General features: G+C 70.8%; 10 protein-coding genes and 3 tRNA genes. 4 read left to right on the forward strand and 9 right to left on the reverse strand.

Going from position 1 to position 13,966, the window contains the following annotated elements; translation table 11 throughout:
* Positions 1–61: 61 nt before the first annotated feature.
* The 3 genes from EDD34_RS02275 to EDD34_RS02285 all read left to right on the forward strand — a co-directional run bounded on the left by EDD34_RS02275 (position 62) and on the right by EDD34_RS02285 (position 4,072).
* Positions 62–2,353: an LLM class flavin-dependent oxidoreductase gene (locus EDD34_RS02275; protein ID WP_123813127.1), complete on the forward strand. Its 2,292-nt coding sequence runs from the start codon at positions 62–64 to the stop codon at positions 2,351–2,353.
* Positions 2,354–2,556: 203 nt separating this feature from the next.
* Positions 2,557–3,837 carry a hypothetical protein gene (locus tag EDD34_RS02280; protein WP_123813128.1) on the forward strand — a complete coding sequence of 427 codons (1,281 nt, stop codon included), beginning with the start codon at positions 2,557–2,559 and terminating at the stop codon, positions 3,835–3,837.
* Between the two features lie 162 nt (positions 3,838–3,999).
* Positions 4,000–4,072: transfer RNA gene (locus tag EDD34_RS02285), tRNA-Ala, on the forward strand.
* Positions 4,073–4,299: 227 nt separating this feature from the next.
* Here EDD34_RS02285 and EDD34_RS02290 read toward each other — a convergent pair.
* The 5 genes from EDD34_RS02290 to EDD34_RS02310 form a co-directional block, all read right to left on the reverse strand.
* Positions 4,300–6,132 carry a hypothetical protein gene (locus EDD34_RS02290; RefSeq protein WP_123813129.1) on the reverse strand — a complete coding sequence of 611 codons (1,833 nt, stop codon included), beginning with the start codon at positions 6,130–6,132 and terminating at the stop codon, positions 4,300–4,302.
* A gap of 349 nt (positions 6,133–6,481) precedes the next feature.
* A tRNA-Lys gene (locus EDD34_RS02295) sits at positions 6,482–6,552 on the reverse strand.
* Position 6,553: 1 nt separating this feature from the next.
* Positions 6,554–6,627, reverse strand: a tRNA-Pro gene (locus EDD34_RS02300).
* Positions 6,618–7,472 carry an HD domain-containing protein gene (locus tag EDD34_RS02305; protein ID WP_211341473.1) on the reverse strand — a complete coding sequence of 285 codons (855 nt, stop codon included), beginning with the start codon at positions 7,470–7,472 and terminating at the stop codon, positions 6,618–6,620. The genes EDD34_RS02300 and EDD34_RS02305 overlap by 10 nt, the downstream gene beginning before the upstream one ends.
* A 332-nt stretch (positions 7,473–7,804) precedes the next feature.
* Positions 7,805–8,254, reverse strand: a complete 450-nt coding sequence (locus EDD34_RS02310) for a hypothetical protein (protein ID WP_123813130.1) — start codon at positions 8,252–8,254, stop codon at positions 7,805–7,807.
* A gap of 373 nt (positions 8,255–8,627) precedes the next feature.
* Here EDD34_RS02310 and EDD34_RS02315 point away from each other — a divergent pair, with 373 nt between their 5' ends.
* Positions 8,628–9,320, forward strand: coding sequence for a hypothetical protein (locus EDD34_RS02315; protein ID WP_123813131.1), 693 nt, complete (start codon positions 8,628–8,630; stop codon positions 9,318–9,320).
* Positions 9,321–9,380: 60 nt separating this feature from the next.
* Here the strand turns inward: EDD34_RS02315 and EDD34_RS02320 are convergent, their stop codons facing one another.
* The 4 genes from EDD34_RS02320 to EDD34_RS02335 form a co-directional block, all read right to left on the reverse strand.
* Entirely contained in the window at positions 9,381–10,988 is a 1,608-nt protein-coding gene (locus tag EDD34_RS02320; RefSeq protein WP_123813132.1) for an ABC-F family ATP-binding cassette domain-containing protein, read from the reverse strand.
* A gap of 375 nt (positions 10,989–11,363) precedes the next feature.
* Positions 11,364–11,519 (reverse strand): helix-turn-helix transcriptional regulator, encoded by a 156-nt coding sequence (locus EDD34_RS02325; RefSeq protein ID WP_211341662.1) that lies wholly within the window; start codon positions 11,517–11,519, stop codon positions 11,364–11,366.
* A 71-nt stretch (positions 11,520–11,590) separates the two neighbouring features.
* Positions 11,591–12,724 (reverse strand): glycosyltransferase, encoded by a 1,134-nt coding sequence (locus EDD34_RS02330; protein ID WP_123813133.1) that lies wholly within the window; start codon positions 12,722–12,724, stop codon positions 11,591–11,593.
* A gap of 193 nt (positions 12,725–12,917) precedes the next feature.
* On the reverse strand, positions 12,918–13,910 hold the full coding sequence (locus EDD34_RS02335) for a DUF418 domain-containing protein (RefSeq protein ID WP_170176942.1): 993 nt from the start codon (positions 13,908–13,910) through the stop codon (positions 12,918–12,920).
* Positions 13,911–13,966: the final 56 nt, after the last annotated feature.

Genomic DNA, 13,966 nt, shown 5'->3' on the forward strand with positions numbered 1-13,966 from the left:
CGATCTTCGTCCGGACGTCACCGGGCCGGAGGACACCACCGAGAGAATCGCAGGGCACACCATGACGGACTACGGACACGAGCTGCAGTTCGGTACGTTCCTCACCCCGACCAGCGCCGACCCCCAGACGCCGGTCCGGCTGGCACGGCTCACCGAGCAGGCCGGGCTCGATCTCGCCACGTTCCAGGACCACCCGTACCAGCCGGCCTTCCTGGACACCTGGACCCTGCTGACCTGGGTGGCCGCGGCGACCGAGCGCATCACGGTGTCGGGCAACGTGCTCAACCTGCCCCTGCGCCAGCCCGCCGTGCTCGCCCGTTCGGCGGCGAGCCTGGACCTGCTCTCCGGCGGCCGGTTCGCGATGGGCCTGGGCGCCGGCGGCTTCTGGGACCCGATCGTGGCCATGGGCGGCCCGCGTCGCTCGCCGGGGGAGTCGGTGGACGCCCTGGAGGAGGCGCTGCGGGTGATGCGCGGCATCTGGGACGCGCGCGACCGTGCCCCGCTCAAGGTTCCGGGCGATCACTACCAGGTCATGGGGGCCAAGCGCGGTCCGGCACCGGCCCACGACATCCCGGTCTGGCTCGGCGCGTACAAGCCGCGCATGCTGCGGCTGATCGGCAGCGAGGCCGACGGCTGGCTCCCGTCGCTCGCCTACCTGAAGGACGGAGACCTGGCGCGCGGCAACGCCGTCATCGACCAAGCGGCCACCGAGGCAGGGCGCGACCCGGCGGAGATCCGCCGTCTGCTCAACCTGGGCGGCACCATCCGGGACACGAACGCTGGGTTCCTCCAGGGCCCGGTGGGTCAGTGGGTCGAGGAGCTGACCCGGCTGGCGCTGGAGGACGGTGTCGGCACGTTCATCCTCACCGGTGACGACCCGCGGCTGATCGAGACCTTCGGCGGCGAGGTCGCGCCCGCCGTGCGCGAGGCGGTCGCCGCGGCGCGTCGGGCCGGCGGCACGGTCCCGGCGTCGGCCCGTCGCGGGACCAACGCGCTGGCGGCGCGCCGCGACGGCATCGACTACGGCTCCCTGCCCGCCGATCTCGCGGAACGGGCGGTCGAGCCCGGCGACCGCGAGTACGAGTCGGTGCGGCACAACTACCTGCGGGCCGGCGCACCCGGCATCGTGCTGCGCCCGCGGGGTCCCGGTGAGATCGCGGAGGCCGTCGACTGGTCGCTCGGGCAGGAGGTGCCCTTCGCCGTGCGGTCGGCCGGGCACGGCCTCTCCGGCCGGTCCACCAACGACGGCGGCATCGTGCTCGACCTGGGCGCTCTGCGTTCCGTCGAGGTGGTCGACGAGGCGACCCGCCGCGTGCGGATCGGCGTGGGAGCCACGTGGGGCGAGGTCGCGGAGACCCTGGCGCCGCGCGGCTGGGCGATCACGTCCGGCGACTACGGCGGGGTCGGCGTCGGCGGTCTCGGCACCACCGGCGGCCTCGGGTTCCTGGGCCGGCTGCAGGGGCTGACCATCGACCGCGTGGTCGCCGCCGAGATGGTGACGGCCTCGGGCCAGGTGCTGCACGCGTCCGCCGACGAGAACCCGGACCTGTTCTGGGCCCTGCGTGGCGCGGGCGGCAACATGGGGGTGGTGACCTGGCTGGAGATCGAGGCCGGGGCGGTGGGCGACGTCGTCTTCTCCCAGATGGTGCTGGACGCGACCGACACCGCGGGCCTGCTCGAGAAGTGGGGCTCGGCCGTGGAGGCGGCGCCGCGAGGGCTCACCTCGTTCATGATTCTCGCCCCCGCCCGCCGCGACCAGGGGCCCGTCGCGCAGCTCATGAGCATGTACGCGGCCGAGGGCGCGGACGCCGACCCCGACGCCGCGATCGCCGCGCTGGAGACGCTGGCCGGTGCCGGTCCGCTGCTCGGCCACCAGGCGCAGCTCCTGCCCTACTCGGCCGTGGTCTCCCGGCAGTCCCGGCACCACGCGGGCGCCGGGAGCCCGGCGGCGCGGTCGGCCCTCCTCGCGCATCTCGACCGGGACACGAGCCGCGCGGTCGAGAGGCTGCTCGCCTCGGGCAGCTCGTACTTCACGCAGCTCCGGGCCACGGGCGGTGCGGCGCACGACGTCGCACCCGGCGCCACCGCCTATGCCCACCGGCACCAGAACTTCCAGCTCACGGGCCTCTCGTCCACGCAGGCGAGGATCAACGAGGTGTGGGACGCGGAGATCGGCCCGGTGCAGGACGGCTCCTACCTGTCCTTCGACACCGACACCCGGCCGGAGCGGTTGCTGGAAGCGTTCCCCGAGCCGACGCTCTCGCGCCTGCGGGAGATCAAGGCCGCCTATGACCCGTCGAACGTGTTCCGGTCGAACTTCCCGATCCCGCCGGCGGAGCTCCTGGCGGCGTGAGATCCCCGGCGGTGGCCGGAGCCGGGACACCGAAATGAGGTGGCCCGCCGGCGCCGTCGTCGGACATCGTGGGGAGACAGCCGCATCATGACCGACCCGCGGGGCATATCGGGCACAAGCCGATGCCCGGGCGTGTCGGTGGGCGACGGGCCTTGACGACCGCCTAACGTCGTGTCGTGGAGTCGGCCGCAGGGGTGACAGTCATGGCACTGTTCGTCCTGTGGCTGGGGTACTGGGCGCCACACGTGATCCGTCGTCGCGCGGAGCTCGCGGAGGCACGGATCGGTGACCGGTTCTCCGGCAGACTGCGCGTCGTCGCGGTGAGCGGCGGCACGGTCTTCCGCACGGGGCCGACCGGACCAAGGCGAGGAGGAGCCATGACGACCGGAACTGGTGGTTCGCGCCTGACCGGCGCGCGCCCGGCTCCGCTCGTGCGAGCTCCGGAGGACGTGGAGACCCCGGCGCAGCGCCGGGCACTGGCGGAGCAGCGTGCTCGCCGGGCAGTTCGTGCCCGACGGCGGTTCGTGCTGACCCTCTTCCTTCTTGTGGCCTCGCTCGCCGCCTGGGCGTGCGTGGTCGTGGTCCCGCTGCACTGGGGATTCGCGGCGGCGCCGTCCGCGCTCCTGCTCGCGGCTCTCGCCCTGGGGCGCCGCGCGGCGATCCAGGCCCGGCGCGCCGAGAACGCGGTCGAGGCGGCCCGGCGTGCCGCACGGCAGCGGGCCACGCAGGCACGCGCGCTGGCGAACGGCGGACCGTACGCGCCGCGCAACCACATGCGGGTCGGAGACACCGCCGAAGAAGTGGTTCCCGCGGCGAAGAAGGGTGGCGTGCTCGACGAGCTGCTGACGGTGCCCGAGCCGGCTCGCGCCAAGATCGTCGACGAGAACGGCGTTCCGGCAGCCCAGGCCGCGGCCGACGACGCCGCGGACGAGCAGGGCCCGGGGGTCGGCGGCGGCGCGTGGGATCCCGTGCCGGTGCCGCTGCCGACGTACGTCACCAAGCCCCCCGCGCGGCGGGTCACGGCGAAGCCTGTCGCCGCGCGACCGGCGGACGGTGCCGCCCAGGACGGTGCGGCGAACCATGGCGCCGTCACGGCAGGCGCCGCGAAGGGCCGAAAGGACGGCACGGGCCAGGCCGACGGCGGGAGCCGTGCGGGCAGGTCCGACGACGCCTCGGCTCGGCTGGCGGCCGCGATGCGGGCGTCGGCCGGGAAGCCGGCGCGACCGGGTGGCGAGCCGGCGGGTGACACGTCGCCGGGTGCGACGTCGTCGGGTGAGACGAGGCGCGAGCAGCCCGCGGGTGGGCGGCCGGCCAGCGGGGACGCCGTCGAAGGTGCGGATGCCGGGAGCGCGCCCGCACCGTCGTCGGACACGGCGATACACACCGACGAGGGAGAACTGACGCGGCCGGGCCCGCGTGTGCGGGACGAGACGCTCGCCCAGCCGCTCGAGCAGATCCTGGCGCGCCGCCGCGCGGCGGGCTGACCGCCGACCGCTGCCGCACGACGGGCCGTTCGATCGCCTCGATGGGCGAGCGAACGGCCCGATGGGCGAGCGAACGGCCCGTGGCCTGGACTTGTGTGGTGTGCACCACCCATTTTGATTTGCGGACGGGGGCCGGTGCAGTGCTAATCTGTTCCAGCACTCGGGGCTATGGCGCAGTTGGTAGCGCGTCTCGTTCGCAATGAGAAGGTCGGGGGTTCGAATCCCCCTAGCTCCACCCGGTGAAAGGCCGCTGATCCGCAGATCAGCGGCCTTTTTCGTGCCCTCACGGGAGCTCGCGGGGCATCGGACAAGGTCAACGATCTGCGACGTTCGTACTGCTGAACCGGCGTGGCGACCTGCGTTCCGGCGGGCGAGCCGTAGTGAGCGTCTTCGACCGACTCCGGGGACGTAGCGCCTCGCACGCAGCGAACCGTCGGATGGCGACCCAAATGACCCTTGGATCTACCGGCTGCCCCCTGATGCGAGCAGCGGGTGCGGGCCATTCGACCAACCGAGCAGAGGCGTGTCCGGCGTGGTTCCGGCGCAGGCTGCGGCGAGGTCGGCCAGCGCCACGGTGAGCCGTGGCGAGATGTCGTCGACCAAGGCCGTCAGCTCGTCGATCAGCGCTGGGAATCGTGTCGCGGGCACAAGCGCGGTGAACCACACGACGTGCCGCCATGCCAGGCCTGCGGCACGGGCATGGCTCATCGCGATGTACGGGGCAATGTGCGGGCGCCGTGCGGCGCGGACCAGGCGCAGGACTTCGGCAAACGCCAGTCGCGCTGTGGCCTCGGGGTCCGCGGGAACGTCGAGAGCGGCCAAGGACGCGAGATTGTGGCTCGTCAGAAGCTGGGCTTGCTCGATCACCATGCCGTTCCGCGAGACCGACCAGCGAGAGGTACCACTGCCCGCCCTTTCTGCGCGGCGTCGGCACAGGATTGCGAACACTTGGCGGTCGTAGCCGTGGAGCGCGAGGTCGTGCAGGTCGTCGCCGAGCCCGTAGTACGTGACGTACCCGGGTCCGGCGTGCTCGGCCACCAGCGCGGCGGTCGCTCCGAACCGGCGGGAGAACGCGTCCTGGAAGATGTCGGCCGCCAGCTCTGGCACAAAGGGGACGTCGATCCCTGCCTGGCCGGCCAAGGCCTCGAGTTCGACGAGGAGCGGGTTGGGCAGCGGAGTGCCGCCGAACCACTGCAGGTACAGGCCGCCGACTCTGCGCAGGGTTGCCGCGGCGGCGTCGCGCGCGGCATCATCCACGGTCCGGTACCTGTCCGTCGCGGCGACCCACGGAAGTTCGCCGAGCTTCACCTGTGCGCTGAGGTCCGTCAGCAGCAGCGACCGCCGGTCGCGGAATGCCCGGTAGGTGCGAGCCATGAGCAGGCCGAGCGCAGGATCGGGATAGGTCTCCGCATGCTGCGCGCCGACAAGCTGCGGGGCGAGCTCGGCCAGAACCTCCGCCGATGGGACGACGTCCCGCGCGTGCAGATCCTCGATCGTGGCCTGCGCTGCCAATGTCACGGTCCTGACGACGGACGGAGGGACCGCAGCACCCGTGGGCACCTCCGTTGTCGTCTCTTCGGCGCCGACGGGCTGGACGACGGCGTGCGGGTCCGACACGCCGCGATGCGCGGCATCAACGGCGAGCCGCCCGGCAACCACATGGGCCACCGCCGCGTGCGACGGGGCCGACACTGACTTGCGCTGCCGCTCACGTGCCTCGATGAGGTCGGTGGAGCCGGGCAGGCCGCGCTTGGCGGCCATGCTCTTCGCCGCGTGCGTGACCCGGGCTCGATCGGCGTTTGTGATCCCGCCCTCTGCGTCGGCTCGCAGGGTCGCCGCAACGAGGACGCCGAGGTTGGTCTTGCGGCTGGTGTGCGATGTGCTTCGGGTGTGCCGTGCGGCCAGCGCGCGGTACCGGGCGACAGCAGTGGCGAGCGCAGCGTCACCAGGCAGCGCCACGCTGCCCTCAGCCACCGGCCACCACAGGGCGAGCAGTTCGTCCGCGAACGGTGCCCAGACCGTCAGCGCTTCACGTTGCGCCTCAACCCGAGGATTCGGCGCACGCGCAGCGAGGACCGCACGCGTTGCCGCCTCCGACCGTCGGAAGACGTGGTCGGCGGGCGGCTCGGCGTGCTTCGTCGCGATCGGGTAGAACCGAAGCCGGTCCATGAACGGCCCCACGTGTTCCAGCAGTGACGTGGCTGAGGCTGTGTCATCCGCACTGACCAGCCAGGCGACCACAAGCAGTACTGCGTTCTCCGGGTGGGCGATGACGTAGCGGCCGTCGTCCAGCATGGCGCTCAGACGTGCTTGCCCCGGGTCGCTGAGGTGCCACGTGTTGAGCGCGGACCGCGTGTGCGGCAGGCCAACGTCGCGTGCAAGGTCATGCTCGCCGTCGGACAGCGGGCCGCCCGCGGCCGCCTCACCCGAGGCGAAGCCGCCGTGCAGGACCTCGAGAGTGACCCAGGTGGGCAGGTCTCGCACCGGGGAGCGGGTGCCGGTGGTGACCGCTCCGGTGAGTGCGCCGACCATGTGCTTCATCCAGGCTTGGGCGCGCTTCTCGGCACGCTCGCGCGCGGCGGAGTCGGGGTGGCTGGTGGCGGTGCGCAAGGCGGCGAGCAGTTGCTGCTCCACGTAGGACATGCCGACGTGGCAGGCTCCGAACCTGCGCCCTCCGGGGTAAGAGCCCGGTGCTCTTCCCTGAGCTACACGTCGCTGGCCGGCGTGGCGGGCAACGAGCCCGCGCCCTCCCGGACCCAAGCCGGGCGTTCTCCACTGAACTACACGCCGTCGCGGGGACGACCGTACCGGATCACGGGCGTCATGGGCGAGGTCATTCGCTGGCGCGCAGCGGCACGTCGCCGCCGAGCGCTTAGTCCTGCGGTGATCGGCCCGTCCGGGCCGATGTCAATGGGCGCGGCACTGTGGTGTGCGAGGCGCTGGTCGGCGTCGGCTGCCAGATCCTCGCAGAGCTGGTCGACCGACAAGAACACCTCCCAGCGCTCCCGTGTGGTGAGGCCCGCGATCATGTCGGTGATGCGCTCCTCGAGGCCGCTGACCCGCTTGCCCTTCCACACCTTGTCGGCCAGCGTGACCAGCAGGTCCTCCAGCTGGCGGTCGGGCGCGTCCCAGGTGCCGTGTGTCGCGGCATAGCGCGCCAGGCGTTCGTCGTGCCCCGTCCGGAGCAGCAGCTGCCGGCCGGCCTCCTCATGCTGGGAGCCCGGTCCGATCAGTTCGGATCGATGGATGACCTTGCCGATGTCGTGCGTTGCAGCGCCGAACTCCACCGCCCGGCGATCGACCTCCAGGCTCGGGAACGTCTCAGCGAGCCCGTCGAGCAGGCGAACGGCGACGTCGTGCACGAGCCTGAGATGGACCGCGAGGCGGAGCGGCGTCTCCAGTCCGGAGAGCGTCCACGCGACGCCGTCCGGCAGCGGTCGGATCCCAGGCATGCCATAGGAGCCCATCAGCACCTCAGGGCGCGGCTGCGCCGTGTACTCGTCCAGACCCGCCTCCCAGCGGCGACGCGCCTCACGCCATCCGACGAACAGCCCACCATTGCCCCACGCCTCGTCGTTGCTTCCCGGGATCTCGTCCAGGTCCGCCGTGACGAGGCGGCGGAGAAACTCGGCCATCCCGAGGTCGAAGCGCACTAGACCCGGCATGCAGTGTCGGCGCCAGACCACGACGAGTCGAAGCCTTCGTCATGTCCGTGCTCGGCCGGCATCACTGCCAGCAACGCGTCGACCTGCGTGTGCCCTGTCGTCGTCATCGGGCCGAACGGTATCCGCCGCCCCTGACGCGATCAAACGCCAGAATGACCCAGCAGTACCTCATGACGTCAGGGAACCAGGCGACTTCCGCGACCGGCCCGTCATCGGCCAGGTCGATCTCACTCGCGTGGGAGAAGCTCGCGCACTGCCTGTCCACCCTGCGCTGGTCTCCTTGGCGTCGCTGAGGATGGTGGTCACTGCTCGACGAGCAGCCGGTGTTTCACGCTGACATTCAGCCAGCGTTTCGTCGCCGCGAGATCCAAAGTCATCTCGCCGAGGAAGGACGCGGCGCAGACCCGGCAGAACGCCTCCTCCGCGATGCCGTCCACAACGTACTGGCCGTCGTTCCCGGGATGACCGAGGTACCACTGGGGACCGACTTTCACCATGAGCTCCGGCCATCGCGGGTCACACTTGCACACCGCGCCTTTCGGCGGCTGCGGCGGCGTCAAGATCAGACTGAACGGCCGGGGGTAGATCGCCCTGCACTCGAAGCATCTCGCTGGCCCGAGCGTCGCTGTGAGGATCGAGTGGCGCTCAGCTGGCTCCGCCTGCAGCAGGCCCCCGTCCGAGTCGACGACGAGGGCCGGCCAGGACGGCACACAGCGACACGAGCTGCGGCGCTTGCGCAGCGGCCAGATCATCCTTGCTCCTTGGTTGACATCAATCCGATGAAGCGTAAGACCCAGGAGAGCCGGCCTTGCAGCCCATTTCCGGGCGCACATTGGCGCCCCTGACGCGACAAACGCCGGAACGGCCCGGCGGAATATCGTGACGTCACGAACCTCGTGGCGGTGGTTCTATAGGCTCGGTTCGCCCGGCGTGGGGGCGTGACGAGTCCGATGTGTGTCGGTTCGCGCGTGCGGCGGACCGACGAGAGGTCGGTCCATGAGATTGACCGGCGTCCGCAACGTCGAGGCAGTCCAGCTAGTTCAATTGGTTGGGGCGATGTAGAGACTCGGTGGGGGCTGGCGATGACAGTCGGTCGCGTGCGATGTGGATGGTCGAATGTGGCGCGTGACAGAGGCGAGAGAGGAGTTCGACGACACGAGGGTCGACAGGAAGAGGCGTCGCGGTTGGTTCGGTCCGATCCGGTCGCTGCTGCTCGCCGTGGGTGGCTATGCGGCGGCCGTGGCGCTCTTCGTTTGGAGCGGGGGCTCCGGACAGATGCTCGTGGTCGCCGGTGTCACCGACCTGATGTTCGTGATCGTCCTCCTGGGCGTCGGGTTCATCGGCGTGGCGGGGCTGCTCGGGGCGGCGTGGCGATGGTTCGTCTCGGGGTACGAGGCAGTGACCGCGACGCTGGCGGCTCTGTTCCTGATCGTCTGCACGATGGTCGCGATCGTGGTGACTGGGTTCGCGGCGCTGTTCGTGTCGCTCGCGATGGAGGGCTCCCACGAGATCGTGGACGCTCCGGACCGTCCGATGGACCGGCAGGTCTTGGTGAGGAAGAAATACGCGCTGCATGACACGTACTGGCACGTGTACGTCGGTGGCCCCTTCCTGTACACCGAAGTTACCGACGAGACGTTCCTGAACGAGGGCTGCTCGCGCCCTGGCGCCAACCGCCGGCAGGGCGACGAGCCGGCCGGGTACACCCTCTCGACCGATGAGCACGGTCCCGACATCCTGACGATCCCCGCGGAGCACGCACACTGTGACAACGGCGGGGAGTTCCGGTTCGCCATCCCGGAACAGCGCCCCTCCTGACCGGCGCCGGACAGGAGGGGCGCCGAAGGAACCTACGCGACACCCCAGAAGCTACCTTCGTCACTCCTCCGGCTTCCTGCCTCGGTGGATGCGCCCGTCCATGCCGAGCCCGACGTGGGTGTCGATCCCGATCCGAGCCAGGAACGCGTTGTCGTGACTGACGACGAGCAGGGCGCCGCGGTAGCTGTCCAGCGCCTCGGTGAGCTGCTCGACGCTGGCGATGTCGAGGTTGTTCGTGGGTTCGTCGAGGATGAGGAGCTGTGCCGGCGGCTCCGCGAGGAGGAGCTTGGCGAGCGAGACGCGGAAGCGTTCGCCGCCGGACAGGGTGCTTACGGGGCGGTCCGCGCTGTTGCCGCGGAGGAGAAGCCGGGCGAGCTGGTTACGGATGTCACCGGGCGGCGTCCCTGGCGCCACCGCCCTGACGTTGTCGACGGCGCTCGCGCTGTCGTCGAGCCCGTCAAGTCGTTGGGGGAGATATCCCACGCGGTCGGTCAGGAGCGTTCCGTAAGGCCGCCCATCGATGGCCTCGGTTCCGGAGACGAGCTGCTGCACGAGGGTGGACTTTCCAGCGCCGTTCGGGCCGGTGAGAGCGACGCGCTCGGGCCCCTGGATGACGACGGTGTGGTCGCGGTCGTGAAGCTCGGCCAGACGTCGGCCACGAGGCACGTCCGGGTCGGGCAGGTTGAGGTGGATGTGTTGCTCCTGACGGACTCTGGCGTCGGCTGCGTCGACGGCGGCCTGAGCAGCCCGAACCTTGTCGTCCAGAGTGGTGCGCATCGATCCGGCCGACCCCTGGGCCTTGCTGGCGCGGGCCCCGGCCAGGATCTTCGGAATGCCGCCGTCCTTCTGTGTCTTCTTGGCGGTGCGTTCGCGCCGGGCGAGCTTGGTCTCGGCCTCGACGCGCTGGCGCTTCTCGACTCTCAGCGCCTGCTGTGCGGAGCGGGCCGCCTGGGTCGCTGCGGCCTGTTCTTGCTCCTGGTGCTCTCGCCACGCGCTGTAAGGGCCACCGAACACTTCGATGGTGCCGGCATGGAGCTCGGCGGTGCTGTCCATGTGCTCAAGAAGCTCGAGGTCATGGCTGACGATCACGAGGGTGCCGGGCCAGGTGTCGACGAAGCCCGCGAGCTTCGCACGAGTGGACCTGTCGAGGTTGTTCGTCGGTTCGTCGAGAAGGGTTACCGGCGTACGGCGGAGACGGAGGCCCGTGACGGCGATAAGCATCGCTTCACCGCCTGACACCTGGCCCACGTGCCGGTCGAGCTCTGCGGCGCTGAAACCGATCTCATGAAGCGCTTCGTCAGCGCGGGCCTCGATGTCCCAGTCGTCACCGACCGCGTCGAAGTGTCGCTCGTCGACGTCACCCGACTCGATGGCACGCAGCGCGTCGAGCACCCGGTCGATACCGAGTAGCTGCGCGATGGTGGCGGACCGCGCGAGGGTCAGCGTCTGCGGCAGGTAGCCGACGTCGCCGGCGGTCTCGACGCGTCCGGACGTCGGAGTGAGCTCTCCGGCGATCAGTCGCAGCAGCGTGGACTTCCCGGCGCCGTTGCTGCCGACCAGGCCGGTGCGCCCGGTCGTGAACGTTCCGTTCACCTCGTGGAGGGCGACGGTTCCGTCGGGCCATTCGAACGAGAGCTCGCGGAGGCTGATGGCAGATCTTGGGGACATGGATGTTTCACCTCGGTTTGCTGGCAGGCGGCATGGAACCCCCGGGACCGGCGTCGCATGTGGGCGAACTCCTGCGGGGGAGCGGTGGCACACCACGCACTGACGGGCGAGAGGAATGTCTCCCGCCGCTTCCGGGCTGTCCTGGTCCGCAAACTGGACCCGTAGAGGTCCTGAGACGAGGGCTGCTTGCCGTTCGGGTGCGCGGACGACCACCGGAGATCGGTGGGTGTCACGAACATGCCGAGGCGTCGTCAGACAAAGGCGCAGCGAGGGTCAACCGTCGCAGCAGAGGCCTGGAACGAAGGAGAGATCAGTCACCAGTGACGCGCGCATAGCGCAGCCAAAACCTGGTGAAGGCCACCGGCAGTCCGGTGGCTAGATTCTGTCGACCTCGATATCCATGCGGGCGATGCTATCAGGCAGGTTCAGTGCGCGGTCGATCTCCGTGCGCGACGTGATGCCCAGCTTCGAGTAGACCTTGCGCAGATGCCACTCGACGGTTCGAGGGCTGATGAACAGCCGGCCGGCGATCTGCGCGCTGGCTGGTCACAGGCAGCTCGCTCGCTCCCCGGCCAGGTCCCGGCCGGGGAGCGAATGCGGTGTCAGCCCAGGGAGTCGGCCAGCTGCGCGGCCACGTCGACGGGTGAGGGCATGGCGGCGATCTGCTCGGCGACGGCGCGGGCCGTATCGGCGTATGCGGCGTCCGTGCGCAGCGTCCCGACGGCGTTGGCCACGGCCTGCGGCACGTCGGGCCCGGGCGGCACGGCGATGCCGGCGCCCGCCGCACCGACCACCGCTGCCTGGAGGAACTGGTCGGCGCCCTGCGGCACGACGACGAGCGGCAGGCCGCGGGCCAGCGCGCCCAGGGTAGTGCCGGCGCCACCGTGGGTGACCACCAGGTCGACGTCGTGCAGCAGCTCCGCGAGCGGGGCGAAGCCGGTGAAGGTGACACCGTCGCCCGCGGCGCCGAAGTCCTCGGCCCGCGCGGTGAGGCCGAGCGTGACCACGAGCTCGGCACCGGCGTCCCGCAGTTCGGTGAGGATCGGGATCAGGACCGCGGGGTCCGAGAAGTGGGTGCCGAACGTGACGAGCACGCGAGGTCCGTGGTTCCGCTCAGGCACCGCGGGAGGGACCACCGCCTGGCCGGGACGCTGATGCGGTTCCGGCCGCAGCGGCAGCCGGGCCTGCGGCGCGTCCCAGCCGGGTGGCTGGAGCAGGTCCGGACACGGGTCGAGGTACCACCGGGCAGGGACGGGAGTCAGCCCGCGCTCCGCGTAGCGGACGGCGGCCACCTGGTTGATCCCGTCGGTGAACTCCGCGGGGATCGCCGGCCCGAACGCCAGCGTCGCCAGCGGGACCTCCAGCGCCGCCGCCGCCAGCGGACCGACGAAGTCCATCGCCTCGGCCACGATCAGGTCGGGCGCGAAGGCCCGGGCGGCGGTCAGGGCATCATCCGCCGTCAGGTCGATCCGGGTGCCGGCGAAGAACTCGGCGACGGCCTCCGGCGTGGGGTCGGCCGCGGCGTCGACGCCGGTGCGGCGGGTCGACTCCGCGAAGAGGACGTCCGCGCCGGGGCCGGCCGGGAGCAGCTCGATGCCCTCGGGGGCCAGCACCGGGGCGAAGAGGCCGGCCGTCATGACCGCGACCTGGTCGCCGCGGTCCCGGAAGGCGCGCGCCAGCGGGAGCTGGGGCAGCAGGTGGCCGTGGGCGGGCGTGCTTGAGAAGAGTATCCGCATGTTTTCCGTCCCGGCGAAGATCTCGCCGATAGAGGTGTGGGCTGCGGGGGGGTCACGGTCGCCGACCGTGACCCACCCGCAGCGCTTTCAGCTTGCTCGGATCATTGGATGGTGCAGCGGTAGCTCGACGCCGCCGCCGGGTCGCCGCCGGTGTAGCGCGTCCGGTGAGGGTAGCTGCAACCCTGGGACAGGCCTATTGGGACGCCTCGCGTCGCAGTGTCACCGGCCGGAGCCAGGTGGCGGTGCGCCAGAGCCACTCGACCGGGCCGTAGCGGAAGTGCGCCAGCCAGAGCCGGCTCAGCAGAGACTGCACCACGATCACTGCCAGCGACAGCGCCACCACGGGCGTCACGGCGGTCATGTGGCCGAAGTCCACCACTGATGCGGCAAGCGCCATGACGATCGCCGCCCCGACGTAGTTGCTGAGCGCCATCCGGCCCAGTGGTTCGAAGATGGCGGCGATGGCCGTTCGGGCACGTGTCCGCCACAGCAGGGCCAGCCCGGTCGTGTACAGCACCGCCATGACGAGTCCAGCGATCCCGCCCGGCGTCGAGAAGCGCGGGTCGCCCGGGGTGGTCAGCTGCCACAGCAGGGCTGGGACGGTCAGCACGGCCGCGGCGGTGAACGTGATCGCCACGGCCTTGCCGGAGGACTCCAGCGCCCGGGGCAGGCCGAAGGCAGCCGCGCCCGCGCCGAGGAGTATGAGGCCGGGGACGGACGGCAGCCCGCCGCCGAACATCGCGTACGCGACAACAGTGAGCACCGCGCCGCCGACGAGGGTCGCCCAGCGAGGGGCCAGCAGGACGACGGGCAGCATCAGCAGACCGACGACGCCGTACTCCAGGAGGATGTTGCCCGGGTAGGCGAACATCAGGAGCCCGCCGATGACGGCCAGGACGACCATGCGGCGCACCATCACCAGCCACGGACGCGGTGAGCGGGCGCGTGCGCTGTCCAGGACCATCCAGAGGCTCATGCCGAACAGGAGGATGAAGATCGGCACGAAGCGTGTCTGGACGGTGAGGTAGAGCGTGTCGCGCACCGGGTCGGGGACACGGCTTCCGCCTTCCAGCAGCCGTGCCATTCCTAGCTCGGTGATGTCGATGGCGTTGACCAGCAGGATGCCGAGGATCGCGAACCCCCGCAACGAGTCGATGAACGGCCAGCGCGTTCTGGTCTCGGCCACGGGAGGGGTTGCCGTAGTAGCAGTAATACTCACGCCCGCCATCCAAGCGATCCTGC

This window comes from Myceligenerans xiligouense (assembly GCF_003814695.1).
Taxonomy (GTDB): domain Bacteria; phylum Actinomycetota; class Actinomycetes; order Actinomycetales; family Cellulomonadaceae; genus Myceligenerans; species Myceligenerans xiligouense.